The sequence below is a fragment of the Haloarcula salina genome, from assembly GCF_010119195.1.
In the GTDB taxonomy this organism is placed as follows: Archaea; Halobacteriota; Halobacteria; order Halobacteriales; family Haloarculaceae; genus Haloarcula; species Haloarcula salina.
The window spans coordinates 139768-153341 of record NZ_WRXL01000002.1 but is presented as its reverse complement, the minus strand read 5'-3'; the positions used below and the strand labels follow the sequence as shown (position 1 = coordinate 153341).

Annotated in this window: 14 protein-coding genes and 1 tRNA gene; 5 read left to right on the top strand and 10 right to left on the bottom strand. The window is 66.1% G+C overall.

Annotated elements, in window-relative coordinates; translation table 11 throughout:
* Window positions 1-86: 86 nt before the first annotated feature.
* Complete coding sequence (thsA, locus tag GM656_RS05695) at window positions 87-1646, top strand: thermosome subunit alpha (protein WP_162413211.1); 1560 nt, start codon at window positions 87-89, stop codon at window positions 1644-1646.
* 180 nt (window positions 1647-1826) lie between these two features.
* Here thsA and GM656_RS05690 read toward each other — a convergent pair whose 3' ends face one another.
* Together GM656_RS05690 and GM656_RS19035 are read right to left on the bottom strand one after the other, a co-directional pair.
* The gene (locus GM656_RS05690) at window positions 1827-2255 is read right to left on the bottom strand and encodes a DUF371 domain-containing protein (protein WP_162412704.1); all 429 of its coding nucleotides are present in this window, start codon (window positions 2253-2255) and stop codon (window positions 1827-1829) included.
* Between the two features lie 26 nt (window positions 2256-2281).
* Entirely contained in the window at window positions 2282-2455 is a 174-nt protein-coding gene (locus GM656_RS19035; RefSeq protein ID WP_174242941.1) for a hypothetical protein, read from the bottom strand.
* Between the two features lie 107 nt (window positions 2456-2562).
* Here GM656_RS19035 and GM656_RS05685 point away from each other — a divergent pair, with 107 nt between their 5' ends.
* The 3 genes from GM656_RS05685 (at window position 2563) to GM656_RS05675 (ending at window position 6330) form a co-directional block, all read left to right on the top strand.
* Window positions 2563-4398 carry a glycoside hydrolase family 2 protein gene (locus tag GM656_RS05685; protein WP_162412703.1) on the top strand — a complete coding sequence of 612 codons (1836 nt, stop codon included), beginning with the start codon at window positions 2563-2565 and terminating at the stop codon, window positions 4396-4398.
* Window positions 4399-4664: 266 nt separating this feature from the next.
* Complete coding sequence (locus GM656_RS05680) at window positions 4665-5555, top strand: coiled-coil protein (RefSeq protein ID WP_162412702.1); 891 nt, start codon at window positions 4665-4667, stop codon at window positions 5553-5555.
* Between the two features lie 40 nt (window positions 5556-5595).
* On the top strand, window positions 5596-6330 hold the full coding sequence (locus GM656_RS05675; RefSeq protein WP_162412701.1) for a LysE family translocator: 735 nt from the start codon (window positions 5596-5598) through the stop codon (window positions 6328-6330).
* Here GM656_RS05675 and GM656_RS05670 read toward each other — a convergent pair.
* Window positions 6325-7041 carry an HD domain-containing protein gene (locus tag GM656_RS05670; protein ID WP_162412700.1) on the bottom strand — a complete coding sequence of 239 codons (717 nt, stop codon included), beginning with the start codon at window positions 7039-7041 and terminating at the stop codon, window positions 6325-6327. The genes GM656_RS05675 and GM656_RS05670 overlap by 6 nt on opposite strands.
* Window positions 7042-7327: 286 nt before the next feature.
* Here GM656_RS05670 and GM656_RS05665 point away from each other — a divergent pair, with 286 nt between their 5' ends.
* Window positions 7328-7531 (top strand): hypothetical protein, encoded by a 204-nt coding sequence (locus tag GM656_RS05665; RefSeq protein ID WP_162412699.1) that lies wholly within the window; start codon window positions 7328-7330, stop codon window positions 7529-7531.
* On the opposite strand, the gene GM656_RS05660 is transcribed toward GM656_RS05665, so the two are convergent.
* The 7 genes from GM656_RS05660 to GM656_RS05630 form a co-directional block, all read right to left on the bottom strand.
* Complete coding sequence (locus GM656_RS05660) at window positions 7528-8256, bottom strand: GNAT family N-acetyltransferase (protein ID WP_162412698.1); 729 nt, start codon at window positions 8254-8256, stop codon at window positions 7528-7530. The genes GM656_RS05665 and GM656_RS05660 overlap by 4 nt on opposite strands.
* Before the next feature lie 306 nt (window positions 8257-8562).
* A tRNA-Gln gene (locus GM656_RS05655) sits at window positions 8563-8635 on the bottom strand.
* A gap of 69 nt (window positions 8636-8704) precedes the next feature.
* On the bottom strand, window positions 8705-9139 hold the full coding sequence (locus GM656_RS05650; RefSeq protein ID WP_162412697.1) for a metal-dependent transcriptional regulator: 435 nt from the start codon (window positions 9137-9139) through the stop codon (window positions 8705-8707).
* A complete protein-coding gene (locus tag GM656_RS05645; RefSeq protein WP_162412696.1) occupies window positions 9136-9618 on the bottom strand; it encodes a ferritin family protein in 483 nt (160 codons plus the stop codon). The genes GM656_RS05650 and GM656_RS05645 overlap by 4 nt, the downstream gene beginning before the upstream one ends.
* A gap of 335 nt (window positions 9619-9953) precedes the next feature.
* Window positions 9954-11165, bottom strand: coding sequence for a Fe-S cluster assembly protein SufD (sufD, locus tag GM656_RS05640; protein WP_162412695.1), 1212 nt, complete (start codon window positions 11163-11165; stop codon window positions 9954-9956).
* 2 nt (window positions 11166-11167) lie between these two features.
* Window positions 11168-12598, bottom strand: a complete 1431-nt coding sequence (gene sufB, locus GM656_RS05635) for a Fe-S cluster assembly protein SufB (protein ID WP_162412694.1) — start codon at window positions 12596-12598, stop codon at window positions 11168-11170.
* Between the two features lie 32 nt (window positions 12599-12630).
* Window positions 12631-13554: an ABC transporter ATP-binding protein gene (locus tag GM656_RS05630; protein WP_162412693.1), complete on the bottom strand. Its 924-nt coding sequence runs from the start codon at window positions 13552-13554 to the stop codon at window positions 12631-12633.
* Between the last annotated feature and the right edge of the window lie 20 nt (window positions 13555-13574).

The following is a 13574-nucleotide window of genomic DNA, read 5'->3' as shown; positions in this document are numbered from 1 at the left end:
GGCCCGTTCCGTTAGAAAGATTTATATAGAACCGCTTGCCTTGTCTTAGGTGAGGTTCAATACACATGTCATCTGGCCAGCGACGCATGGGCGGCCAGCCTCTTTTCATCCTCGATGAGGACGCCCAGCGCACACACGGGAAGGACGCACAGTCGTCGAACATCTCTGCCGGCAAGGCCGTAAGCGAGTCCGTACGGACCACGCTCGGCCCCCGCGGCATGGACAAGATGCTCGTCTCCGACGACGGCGACGTCGTCATCACCAACGACGGGGCGACCATCCTCTCGGAGATGGACATCGAACACCCCGCCGCACAGATGATCGTCGAGGTCGCCCAGACCCAGGAGGACGAAGTGGGCGACGGCACGACGACGGCGTCCGTCCTGGCCGGCGAACTGCTGGCGAAGGGCGAGGACCTGCTCGACGACGACGTGCACCCGACGACCATCGTCGAGGGGTACTCCGTCGCCGCGGAACTGGCTCAGGAGGCCGTCGACGAGTCCGTCCTCGACGTCGACCTGGACGACGAGACGCTGGTCGAGGTCGCCGAGTCCTCGATGACCGGCAAGGGCACCGGCGACGTCGAGGCCGAGCGCCTCGCCGAAGTCGTCGTCGACGCGGTCCGCCACGCCAAGAGCGATAACGGCGTCATCCGGGACAACATCGAGGTCCACGCCCAGACGGGCGCGGCCTCCTCCGCGACGGAACTCGTCGAGGGCGTCATCGTCGACGAGACGGCCGTCCACGACAACATGCCCCAGTCCGTCGACGACGCGTCCATCGCCGTCGTCGACACCGAGCTCGACGTGCGCGAGAGCAACATCGACGCCGAGTACAACGTCTCCAGCGTCGACCAGCTCAACGCCGCCCTCGACGCCGAGGAGCAGGAGCTCAGCGGCTACGCCGAGGAGATCGTCGACAGCGGCGCTGACGTGGTCTTCGTCACGGAGGACGTGGCCGACCGCGTCGCCTCCCAGCTCGCCAAGGCGGGCGTCTTCGCCGTCGAGAGCGTCAGCTCCTCGACGGCCAAGGACATCGTCGAGGCGACGGGCGCGAAGCGCGTCGGCTCGCTCGACGCGCTCGACGAGGACGCCCTCGGCCACGCCGACGCCGTCGAGGTCGAGAAGCACGGCGACGACGAGGCGACGGTCATCACCGGCGGCGCGACCGCCGAGTCCGTCACGATCATGGCCCGCGGCTCCACTCAGCACGTCGTCGACGAGATCGAGCGCGCGCTCAACGACGCGCTCGACACCGTCGTCGCCGCGCTCGACGCGGGCGGCGTCGTCCCCGGTGCCGGCGCGACCGAGATCGCGATCGCCGACCACATCCGCTCCGAGGCGGCCTCCATCGAGGGCCGCAAGCAGCTCGCCGTCGAGGCGTTCGCCGACGCCGTCGACGTGCTGCCCCGCACCCTCGCGGAGAACACGGGCCTCGACGCCATCGACGCGCTCGTCGACCTCCGCGCGGAACACGAGAGCGAGGGCATCGCCGGCGTCATCAGCGAAGGCCAGACCGGCGTCGTCGGTGACCCCGTCGAGTACGGCATCCTCGACCCCGCCGCGGTCAAGCGCGAGGCCATCGAGTCCGCGACCGAGGCGGCGACGATGATCGTCCGCATCGACGACGTTATCTCGTCGAGTTAGCGACTCGAGCGCCTCGTCGCGAGAGCAGAAGTCGACGAGATCCCGAGTCGAGTTACGCGAGGTCGCCTCGCGGCCGTGTCGGCCTCTCAACACCTGATTTCTTTCGGAGAAGCGAACCGGGAGCGGCAGCCCTCGCGCCGGCTCGCCCGCCACCGAGAATCGTCAGTCCGGTCAGTCCGGTCAGTCCGGCGATTCGACCGTCAGCGTCAGCGTCGCGTCGTGGCCGTCGGCGAGCGCGGAAACGAGGGCGCGGTCGACGTCGCCGGCGGCGGCGTCGGCGTTCACCATCACCGTCCGGTCGTCGACGTAGTCGCTCGTCCGGAGGACGTGGCTGCGTTCGTTCTCGAAAGTAAGATCAGGGTGGCCGGTGCCGGTCACGGTGTCGCTGTGGTCGCCGGCCGCGACGGTGGCCGTGATGGTCGCGTCGGCGTCCCGGCAGGCCGAGACGAAGGCGTCGTCGAAGTCCGCCGGGACGCGGTCAGCATCGACGGCGAGAATGCAGTCGCCGGCGGGGGTCAGGAAATCGTCGCTGGTGACTTCGAGCGTGCTCGCGTGCTCGCCCGTGACGTTCTCGTGGCCGCTCGCGCGGACCACCTCTTCGCGTGGCATATCTGCCGGTCGGACGCCGGGCTACTTCAGCGAGACGACTCCGGGCGAGCGACGGTCACTGTCACCGCACCGCAGGGACACTCGTGGGCCTCCCGTCGGCCGGCCGCTGTCTCGAAGGCCAGTGCCGGTTCGCCGAGCGGCCGCTCGCAGTCCGGCGCGTCACAGGTCGGCGTCGTCGCCTCGTGCAGTTCGGTGAACATACCAGACTGTAGGGGGGCCACCTACCTCAAGGCGAGCCATGTCCGGAGTGAAAGTGAAAGTGAAGCACGGCGCAAAGGATATGGCCGCGGAGAACGCGCCACAAGGTATGTCGCTGGAGTGGCGCGGCGCGGCGGTTGCGCCGGACGACGAGATGCCGACCCCGGAGGAGTGGGAACCGGTGACGGTCCCCGGGCGGCCGGACCAGTTCGCCGGCGCGGACGCCGTCGCCTACGAGACGACGCTTTCGGACCCGCGCTCGGCGGGCGACGAGCACGCGTTTCTCGTTCTCGACGGGGCGTTCGCGCACACGCGGGTGTGGTGCGACGGCGACCTGCTCGCCAGCCACGACGCCTACTTCGAGCCGCTTCAGGTGGCGTTGCCCGACGCCGAAGAACTGCGGGTGGTGGTGGAGTGTCGCGCGCCCGAGGACCGCTTCGGCGGCCTGCACGCGACCGACCGGCTCCCGGACGACCGCTGCGTTCCGGGGATCTGGTGGGGCGCAGAGATAGCGACCCGGCCGGACCCCTGCGTGCGCGACCTGTCCGCGCGACCGCGGCTGCACGACGACGGTGCATCCGTCGAGGTGACGGCCACCGTCGCGACCGACGAGTCGCTCGACGACCGACTCACGCTCTCGCTCCGGCCCGAGGGCGACGTGCGGGGCGGGGGGATGATGGACCGGGCGCGCGTCTCGACCGACCCGGGTACGGAGACGGTGACCTACGCGATGGACGTGCGCGACCCCTCGCTGTGGTGGCCCCACGACCGCGGCGAGCAGTCGCGCTACGTCGTCCGGGCGAAGCTCGGCGACGACGAGCACACCGCGACGACCGGCCTGGCGAGCGTCGAGTACGACGACGGCCTGACGGTCAACGGCGAAACCGTCCGGGCTCGCGGCGTGACGCTCGTCGACCCGACGGTGGCGGACGTCGAGCGGGCCGTCCGGGCAAACGCGAATCTCGTCCGCGTCCGCGCTCAGGGGACGCCGCCCGACGTGGCGGAAGCCTGCGACGAACACGGCGTCCTCCTCTGGCAGGACCTCCCGCTGTCGGGGCCCGACGAGTTCGACCCCGAGCGCGGTTCGGACCTCGCCCGACGGCTCGATGAGACCTACGGGCGGCACCCGAGCTTCGCCGCGGTGGGCGTCCACGACGACCCGGTGTCGCCGTACGCCGACGGGCTCGGGTCGGGGTTCCTCGACCGCCTGCGCTTTCGCTTTCGGGCGTGGCGGGCCGGCTACGACGCGAGCGATGCAGAGGCCGTCGCCGAGGCGGTCGAGTCCGTCCCGACGTTTCCGGTCGTCGGGCCGCCCGGAATCGACCCGGACGCCGTCACGCTCTATCCCGGGTGGCGCTACGGCTCCGTGGACGACCTCGAGTGGCTCTGCGAGCGCTTCGGTGTCGGCGAGATCGTCGGCGGCTTCGGCGCTGGGTCGCTGGGACGGGCGGACCCGGAGGCGGCCCCCGGGTTCGACCGCTCGTGCCACGACCGCCACGTCGAGGGCGGCGTCGACGCGTCGCAAACGTATCAGGCGACCGTCGTCCGTCGGGTCACCGAGCGACTCCGTCAGCGCGAGGCGACGGTGCTCGTCGCCGACAGCCTGCGAGACGCGGGCGACGCCGGCATGGGACTGTTGACCGTCGACAGGGACGAGAAACCCGCGTACGACGCGCTGGCGAACGGATACGAGCCGACACAGATCGTCCTCTCCGATCCGCGTCCCGGCGAGCGCGAGGTCGTGATCCTCCACGACCGCCCGCGCCGCGCGGACCTCACCGTCGAGTGGGACCGCAACGGCGACCGCGAGCAGGTCGAACACACCGTCGGCCCGTTCGCCCGCGTCACCGTCGAGACTCTCTCGCTCTCGGCCGGCGACGACGTGACGCTCGCCGTGACCGACGGCCAGCGGGTCGCCACGAACGAGTACACTATCTCGGAGTAATATATCTCCGTGATATATAAGGCGCTTTCACATTCGTGTGAGGGCCTCACCCCCGAATATAGGGCGTGTGAGGCGTTGACGCGGTATTCGGTGCACCGGAATATTTAAACAATATCCACCTCTATCTGTAGACACCAGAACGCTTCCGCGTTCAGGCAGTATCGCTTTCAGCCCAACATGAGAGGGAACCCTTGTTATTGGTGCCAGCCCCTCAGTAGCGGCTTGACTGCCTGTGCTGAAGCGGTGATGGCATAGAGGTTTCAACAATGGCAGACTCGATAGACGAATCAAAGAACGTTACAGTAACCGAAGAGGATCTCGAAAACAAATCGAAGGGCGAGCTCATCAAACTCGCCGGCCAGCTCCGCGACCGCCGTAACGAGCTGAACCAGATGGCGTCCGAGCGGGCGTCGGCCCGCGACGACCTGAACGCCAAGACGCGCGAGAAGGTCGACGAGGCCCAGGAACACCGCGAGAAGCGCGACGAGCTCAACGAACAGGTCCAGGAGCACAAGGACAAGCGAAACGAGCTCAACGCCGAGGCCAACGAGCTCTTCGACAAGGTCGACAAGCTCAAGAACGACCTCGAACTCGACGAGGGCACGTCCGTCGACCAGCTCAAAGAGGAGATCGAAGACCTCGAGTTCAAGCAGCAGACGGAGGTCCTCTCCTCGGAAGACGAGAAGGAGCTCATCGAGAAGATCGAGACCAAGCGCGAGAAGCTTCAGGAGAAACAGGAGAAGCTCGACCAGGGCGGCGACCTCGAAGAGCTCAAAGAGGAGGCCGAAGAGGTCCGATCAGAGGCCTCGAAGCACCACCAGAAGGTCACGGAACTGGCCGACGAGGCCCAGAAGCACCACAACGAGATGATCGAGGCCTACCGCGAGGCCGACGAGATCCGTGACGAGGCCGACGAGAAGCACGAGGAGTTCGTCGAGGCCCAGGAGGCGGCCGACCAGCACCACGAGGACTTCGTCCGCGTCCAGAAGCGCCTGCGCGAACTCGACAAGAAGGAAGAGGAGCAGGAGCGCTCCCAGCGCGAGGAAAAGCAGGAGGCCGCCCGCGAGGAGGCCGAGGAGATCTACCAGAAGTTCAAGGAAGGCGAGACCCTCGACACCGAGGACCTGATGAAGCTGCAGAAAGCTGGCAAGCTGTAAGCTCGCCCGACTCTCTCTCTCTGTTTTCTCGACTCCATAGATGTATCTCACGCTCGTCTCGCCGCCGCTCGGCGCGTTCGCGTCGCTGAGCACCGGCGTCAGCGGATTGGCGTTACTGCCGACGGCGCTGGGCGGCGTCCTCTTCGGGCTCGCGCTCGCCGCCCCGCCCGGACCGATGAACGCGGTCATCGCCGAGGAGAGCGCGGTCCGCGGCTGGCGGGCCGGCTTCTTCGCCGGACTCGGCGCGATGACGGCCGACGCCTGCTTCTTCGTGCTCGCAGTGCTCGGCGTCGCGGCCGTCGTGACAGAGACGCCGGGCCTGCGACGCGTGATGATCGGCGCGGGCGGCCTCCTGATGCTCTGGTTCGCCTACGGCGCGGTTCGGGAGGCCCACGCGGTGGCGACCGCGGACCACGCGGTCGACGACGACGAGAGCCGCGGCTTCCGGAAGGCGCTGGTGCTGGCGCTGACGAATCCGTATCAGGTCGCCTTCTGGCTCACCGTCGGCGTCGGCCTGCTCGAACCGGGGACGGTCGACGTGGCGTCGTACGTCCCGGCGCTCTCGGCCGGCGCGACGGACGCGCTGGTGATTCAGACCGGACACCCGGTGCTGATGGCCGGCTTCTTCGGCGGCATCGTCCTCTGGATCACGGGGTTCCCGGCGGCGATCGTCGCCGCGAGGAACCGCGTCGAGCGATTCGCACCGCTGGTCGCGTGGGTCAGCGCCGCCGTGCTGGCCGGCACGGGTGTCCTCTTCGTCGTTCGGGCGCTATGAGTCGCCCATGCCGGTCGCCACGTCGTCGAGTTCCTCCTCGACGGCCATCTCGGCCACCTCCATCGTCAGCCACTCCTGGAACCAGCGGGTCCGCTTGAGCCGCTGGTGGATGATGGACTCGGCCGTGTCGCTCTCGACGCGCTCGCTGGCGTCCTCGCCGCGTTCGATGACCCGGTCGACCATCTCGGCGGCGTCCATGTGCGTCCGGGACTCGTAGCCCATGCGCAACAGCATGAGCGCCGTCCCGTTCGCGCCGACCTTGTCGAGGATGTCCGCCTCGATCAGACACTGGACCTCGAGGGGCAGGTCGGTCAGCGGGCCCTGGTACGAATGGGCCTCGACGGCCGAACACACCTGCTCGACGAACGACTCGGGGTAGTCTCCGTGGGTCGTGAGGTACTCGCGGGCGATCCGCGCGCCCGCTTCGGCGTGGACGTCCTGCTCGGCCTCCAGTTTCGCGATGTCGTGAAAGAGCGCGGCCACGCGCGTCACGTCCACGTTCGCCCCCTCTTTGCGGGCGATCTTCGTCGCGATGTCGACGACGTTGAGGATGTGGTTGAAGCGGTACTCCGCCGAGTGCCACGGATACCACCGCATGCGACCCCCTTCCTCCTCGTTTTCGACGCTCGCGGCGAGATAGCCGTGGACGAACTCCTTCATGTCCTCGAACGCGTCCGCCGAGACAGGTGACTCCCTAATCTCGACGCCCACAGCACCACCTCCGGCGACGTATTCCGATATTCATCTTACACATATAGAGGTACGTTCGACTCTTTAGCGTTACGACAGGGAGAACGACTGGCACGGCCGCCGTATCGCGCCCCCGACGAGCGTAGACAGTGCGGGTTTTATCGGCCATCTGTCGCCCTTCCGGAGGATCTGTCGCGGGCAGTCTACGGGACGGAAGCCGCCCGACCCCGGTGAGTCCTCCGCCCCGGTTCTCAGCGTCCGGGAACCCGGTCCTGGATTTTTAGTTCTAGTTGGATAATGAGGACGTATGTACCCAGCCCTGCTTCACGTCTCCGGTGATGCCGGTGGAAGCATCGGCCACGTGATCAACGAACACCTCGTCTCGGACATCCTGGTCGGCGTGTTCATCGCGCTGTGCCTGTTCGGCCTCTACTACAGGCTGATCCTCGTTCCGGCCAGCGAGCGCAAGACCTCACAGGGGAGTCCGCCGCCGGGGAATACGGGGAACTAGAGGTAGGCGGCGTCCCAGCGGAGGGGTTTTCGCACGTTCCCGCAGTTGTTGCACTCGATCCGTCCCATCGAGTTCATCGCGTTCGCGAGCGATTCGCAGTTGCTACAGAAGTACCCGTAGCGGTCGTCGCCGTCCTCGGTCATGTACACCACGTGGAACGGCTCGATCGACCCCTTCTCGTGAGTATCGTGATCGACGTAGACGGTTTTCCCCGACTCGTCTGTGACCGGATCGCGCCCGATCTCGTCGGCGTCGGTGTAGAGATTCTCGACGTAGGTGCGCTCGCCGATGTCGACCTCGCCGGTACCGACTCGCTCGAAGCCGCGGTCCTCGTAGAACGTGTTCCCTTCGACGTTGTCCGCGAGCACCCGGCCGTGGATCGTCTCGGCCCCGCGGTCGCGAAGCACGCGGTCGGTCTCGTCGAACAGTGCTGACCCGATGCCTTCGCCCCGATAGGACGGGTCGACGTGCAGCCACAGAATCGTCCCGACGTGGTCGCCCGAGAAGACGCTCTCCGAGACCCCGACGACCTGTCCGTCCCGGTCGGCGACGAGGAGGAGTCGGTCGTCTCCCTCCAGTATCTCCTCGATGCGGTCCTCGTCGTACCACTCCTCGATAGCGCTGGTGATGGCCTCGGGGCCCAGCGAGTACGATGCATCCAGCGACCGTCGCGCCACGTCCCGGACCGCCGGCCGGTCGGCCGGCTCCGCTTCTCGGATTCGCATATGCCACTAGTTGGCACGCCGCATTATAAATCTACAGTTATGTCTCGTGGAGTGTCACGTACGTCTGCGTATCGGAGGCGACCTGAACGGCTTTGGTACTCAGGCCCGATTCAGTTGTCGTTCCCGGAAGAGGATGTTACACAGACCTTCGGGGCCCCCGGTCGGTGGACAGAGGGGCGGCTCACGACCTCGTTCGTCGCAGAATAGTCCCGGGCGGATTCGAACCGTCCGAAGACTCGCTTCGCTCGTCTTCTGGGGTTCGAACCGCTGCGGATAAGTGCGGCTCGCGGATTGCTCGCCGCAACATAGTCCCGGGCGGATTCGAACCGCCGTCAAGGGCTCCAAAGGCCCTTATGATTGGCCACTACACCACGGGACTGTAGTCCCGCGACTCGCTCGCGGGCTGTACTCTGAGTAACCGACGGAACGCACTTGAACGCTTCGAGAGTCAGTCGCTCGTGGCCTCGACTTCGACTTCCAGGAGACCACAGACGTCGTCCTCGGCGTCGAAGCAGTCCGGGCACTTGGGATCGCGCTCGATGATCGTATCCAGTCGCTCGGCGACGGTCTCGTCGATGACGCCTTCGAGCTGTTTGGCCTCGGTGCGGAATTCCTCGACTTCGAGCACCTCGACGAGGAACCGCTCGATGATGCAGTAGTTCTGGAGGGCCTCGCGGGCCTGGTGGATGCCGTCGTCGGTCAGGTCGACGCCCTTGTACTTCTCGTGGTTGAGCAGTCCGCGGTCCTCGAGCTTCCCGATCATCTCGTTGGCGCTGGCCGGGCTCACGTCGAGCATGTCGGCCACGTCGCCGGTCGATGCGGGACCGTCCTTCTGCTGCTGTGTGAGATAGATCGCCTTCAGGTACTGGGCCTGTGAGTTCATTGCTGAGCCTCCATCAGATCGGTCACTTCCTCGACACCCTCGGCCTCGTCCGCACGGATGTCCGAGAGCACGTCGAGCAGTCGCGCTCGGTCGACGCTGAACGACACGTCCGACGCCTCGATGGCCTCGATGAGGTCGTCGTAGAATTTGTACGCCGTCTCCTCGTTACAGAGCTGATCGTAGAGGACGCCGTCGAAGTCCTCGTCGGACTCGTACTGGGCCTCGACCAGCATCTCGATCTCCTCGAAGGCGACGGTGTCCGCCTCCAGGTCGTCGACCAGTTCCTCCAGTCGACGGCGGTGCTCCGCCGACTCCGTCGAGGCGTGTTCGAGGAGTTCGATCACGTCGGGGTCCAGTTCGTCACCGGTCTCCTCCGCGTGTTTCGCGGATCGGGCCTCGACGACCTCTTCGAGGACGATCCCGATCTGCAGCAACCGGGCGAGCTGATGGTCCGATCCCACCGGCTGCGTGAGGCTCACGACATCACCCCCACGCGGCGCTGTGATGCAGTCATGGACGTAATTCGGGGAGGGGCGGACTTAAGCGGTTCCCTGTCGGCGCCCCGTTCACCGCCGAGCGGCGCAGACCTGTTAGGCACATATCGGACGGCAACACGGGCAAATGGAATCGTGCGAGCGTTCGTTCGCGGTCGATAGACTGCTCGCCGATCGCTTCGCTCCCCGCCTGCTATCCGAGGTCGCTACGCAACCTCGCTACTCACGAAGACAGCATCAGAGAAAGGTCCGACGAGTCTGTGCTCACGTTAGTCGCGCAGACGCCGAGAGAGCGAAGCTCCGACGAGCCTGCGGTCGTTTCACTCCCGCAGACGCTCGTAAATCAGCTGGTCGAGGTCCTCGCGGAGTTCGTCGACCTGGACCTCTTCCAGGACGGGGACGAAGAAGCCCTCGACGAGCATGTTCTTCGCCGCCTCGGGGTTGACACCGCGGGAGGTCATGTAGAACATGTCCTCCGCGTCGACCTGTCCCACCGTCGCGGAGTGAGAGGCCTCGGTGTCGTGGTTGTTGATGATGAGCTTCGGCGACGCGTCGGCCTCGGACTCGTCGGAGAGCATCAGCGTGTTCTCGCGCTGGTACGACGAGGTGTCCCAGGCCTCTCGGCCCACGTCCTGGACGCCCTCGTACACCGAGCGGGCCTCGTCGTCGAGGACGCCGCGGGTGACGAGGTCGGCGACGGTGTGCTCGGCCTCGTGCCAGACGCGGCTGGCGATGTCGAAGTGCTGGTCCTCGTGGCCGAAGAAGGCTCCGAGGATTTGGGACTCCGAGGAGTCGCCGAGCAGGCGCGTCTCGACGCTGGACTTGGTCAGCCGAGAGCCGATGTTGCCCTCGATCCAGTTGACCGTGGCGTAGGTGTCGGCGTGGCCGCGCTTGGCGGAGAAGTTGTACGTCTTCTCAGAGAGGTTCTGGAGCGCGCCGTACTGGACGTAGGCGTTCTCGCCGGCGACGGCCTCGACGACGCCCGAGTAGTAGCGGTCGCCGTCGGTCTCTTCACCGGTCTGCTGGCGTTCGAGGATCGTCACGGACGAGGACTCCTCGGCGACGACGAGCGTGTAGTTGAACAGCGACTGGCTGTTCATCGTCGTCCGAATCTTCACGTCCTCGGCGTCGACGCCCTCGGGGACGTAGACGACCGTGCCGGCCGAGAACAGCGCCGTCGACAGCGCGGTGAGGTAGTCCCGCTGGGTGTCGACGACGGTCCCGAAGTGCTCTTTCACGAGGTCTTCGTGTTCGTCGAGCGCCTCGCTCCAGGAGAGGACCTCGACGCCCTCGGCGTCGACGCGGTCCTTGTCCTGGGCGTAGTCGAGCGGGTCGACCAGCGACTCGTAGTCGAGCGCGTCGAGGTTCGTCCACGTGCGCCCCGGCGTCCGGATGACGTCCGGCATGTCGAGGTCGTCGAGCGCCGCGAGGGCCTCCTTGCGCGTCTCGAGCAGCCACTCGGGCTCGCCGAGATCCTCGGAAATCTGTTCGACCTGGCTCGCTGTGAGATTGGCGTGTACCTGCGTGCTCATTGTTATCCGAGCGACCCCTCCATCTCCAGTTCGATGAGGCGGTTCAGTTCGACCGCGTACTCAATGGGCAGTTCCTCCGTGATCGGCTCGATGAAGCCGGCGACGATCATCTGCTTTGCGTCGTCGTCGTCGAGCCCGCGGCTCTGGAGGTAGAACACGTCCTCGTCGCCGATCTTGCCGACGGTCGCCTCGTGGGCCACGTCGACCTTGGACTCCTGGATCTCCATGTACGGCATCGTGTCCGACGTGGACTCGTTGTCGAACATGAGCGCGTCACACTCGACGGAGGTCGAGGAGTCCTCGGCCCCGTCGCTGATGTGGACGAGACCGCGGTAGTTCGTGCGGCCGCCGTCCTTGCTGATGGACTTGGACTCGATGGTGGACTTCGTGTCGGGCGCGTTGTGGTACACCTTCGCGCCGGTGTCGATGTCCTGGCCCTCGCCCGCGAAGGCGATGGTGATGTGGTTGTCCGTCGCGCCGGGCCCCTTGAGGATGGTCGCGGGGTACAGCATCGTGGCCTTCGAGCCCATCGACCCGGAGACCCACTCCATCGTGCCGTCGGCCTCGACGATGGCGCGCTTGGTGTTGAGGTTGTAGGTGTTCTTCGACCAGTTCTGGACCGTGGAGTACTGGACGTGGGCGTCCTCGCCGACGAACACCTCGACGCCGCCGGAGTGGAGGTTGAACGCCGAGTACTTCGGGGCGGAACAGCCCTCGATGTAGTGGACCTCGGAGTTGTCCTCGGCGATGATGAGCGTGTGCTCGAACTGGCCCATCCCCTCGCTGTTCATGCGGAAGTACGCCTGCACGGGCATCTCGACGGTCGTGTCCTCCGGGACGTAGACGAACGACCCGCCGGACCAGACCGCGCCGTGGAGCGCGGCGAACTTGTTGTCGCTCGGGGGGACGCACTTCGTCATGAAGTGCTCTTTGACGAGGTCTTCGTGCTCCTGGACGGCCTTGTCCATGTCACAGAAGATGACGCCCTTCTCCTCCCAGCGCTCCTGCATGTTCTGGTAGACGATCTCGGACTCGTACTGCGCGCCGACGCCGGAGAGGGCGTTCTTCTCGGCCTCGGGGATGCCCAGCTTGTCGAATGTGTCTTGGATCTCCTCCGGGAGGTCCTCCCAGGAGTCGGCGCCGCCGCGCGTCTCGATGTCCGGACGGATGTAGGGAACGATGTGGTCGATGTCGACCTCGGAGAGGTCGGGCGCGCCCGGCCAGCCTTCCGGCATGGGCATCTCCTGGAACTGCTCCAGCGCGCGCAGGCGGCGCTCGAGCATCCACTCGGGCTCGTCCTTGTCTTCGGAGATGACCCGGACGGTCTCCTCGGTGAGTCCCTTCTCGGTCTCGAAGGCGGCCTTCTCCTCCTTCTTGAACTCGAATCGGGCTTCGGTGTCGGTTTCTTTGAGGTGGTCTTGATCTGAACTCATAGTTTGATGTTGTGTGTCTGGGTTGATGGGCGTTACGCGGCCTCGTAGGCTTCCTCGCGGACCCAGTCGTACCCCTCGTCTTCGAGCTTCTCGGCGAGTTCCGGACCGCCGCTCTGGGCGATCTGGCCGTCGAGCATCACGTGGACGTGGTCGGGCTCGACGTAGTCGAGGATGCGCTGGTAGTGGGTGATCTGGAGGATGCCCGCGCCCTGCTCGTCGCGGAGCGCGTTGATGCCGTTCGAGACGTCCTGCAGTCGGTCGATGTCCAGCCCGGAGTCGATCTCGTCGAGCACGGCGATCGACGGCTCGAGGATCGCGGCCTGGAGGACCTCGTTCTGTTTCTTCTCGCCGCCGGAGAAGCCGGCGTTGAGATACCGCGAGGCGAACTTCTCGTCCATGTCGAGTTGCTCCATCTTCTCCTGGAGGATCTCCTGGAACTCGGCGACGCCGATCTCGCCCTCTTCGACGTTGCCCTCCATCGGGGAGGTGTCGTAGCCGGCGGCGTCCTCGTTGGTGGCCTCGGCGTCGTCTTCCTCCTCGTCGTCCTCCTCGAACAGCTCCTCGCGCTCTTCGAGCTTGGCGTTGAGCGCGGTGCGAAGGAAGTTCACCATCGTGACGCCCTCGATCTCGGCCGGGTACTGGAAGCCGAGGAAGACGCCGAGGGCGGCCCGCTCGTTCGGTTCGAGGTCGAGCAGGTTCCAGGTTCGGAGATCCTCGGGGATCTCCTCGTCGCCGAACTCGTCCTCGTCGAGGTGGATGAGCACTTCGCCGTCGGTTACCTCGTAGGCGGGGTGGCCGGCGATGATCTTCGCCGTGGTCGACTTGCCCGAGCCGTTGGGACCCATCAGCGCGTGGATCTCGCCCGACTCGACTTCGAGGTTGACACCGCGAAGGATCGTCTCACCGTCCTCTTCCGCGACTTCAGCGTGGAGATTGTTGATTTCGAGTGTTGCCATAGGTATCTCTTAGGTCACCC

Excerpts from the sequence above, each read along its gene's own strand:
- thsA (WP_162413211.1), top strand. The coding sequence starts at position 87 with ATGGGCGGCCAGCCTCTTTTCATCCTCGATGAGGACGCCCAGCGCACA.
- GM656_RS05680 (WP_162412702.1), top strand. The coding sequence starts at position 4,665 with ATGGCAGACTCGATAGACGAATCAAAGAACGTTACAGTAACCGAAGAG.
- GM656_RS05660 (WP_162412698.1), bottom strand. The coding sequence starts at position 8,256 with ATGCGAATCCGAGAAGCGGAGCCGGCCGACCGGCCGGCGGTCCGGGAC.
- GM656_RS19035 (WP_174242941.1), bottom strand. The coding sequence starts at position 2,455 with ATGTTCACCGAACTGCACGAGGCGACGACGCCGACCTGTGACGCGCCG.
- GM656_RS05665 (WP_162412699.1), top strand. The coding sequence starts at position 7,328 with ATGTACCCAGCCCTGCTTCACGTCTCCGGTGATGCCGGTGGAAGCATC.
- GM656_RS05690 (WP_162412704.1), bottom strand. The coding sequence starts at position 2,255 with ATGCCACGCGAAGAGGTGGTCCGCGCGAGCGGCCACGAGAACGTCACG.
- GM656_RS05630 (WP_162412693.1), bottom strand. The coding sequence starts at position 13,554 with ATGGCAACACTCGAAATCAACAATCTCCACGCTGAAGTCGCGGAAGAG.
- sufD (WP_162412695.1), bottom strand. The coding sequence starts at position 11,165 with ATGAGCACGCAGGTACACGCCAATCTCACAGCGAGCCAGGTCGAACAG.
- GM656_RS05675 (WP_162412701.1), top strand. The coding sequence starts at position 5,596 with ATGTATCTCACGCTCGTCTCGCCGCCGCTCGGCGCGTTCGCGTCGCTG.
- sufB (WP_162412694.1), bottom strand. The coding sequence starts at position 12,598 with ATGAGTTCAGATCAAGACCACCTCAAAGAAACCGACACCGAAGCCCGA.
- GM656_RS05685 (WP_162412703.1), top strand. The coding sequence starts at position 2,563 with ATGTCGCTGGAGTGGCGCGGCGCGGCGGTTGCGCCGGACGACGAGATG.
- GM656_RS05650 (WP_162412697.1), bottom strand. The coding sequence starts at position 9,139 with ATGAACTCACAGGCCCAGTACCTGAAGGCGATCTATCTCACACAGCAG.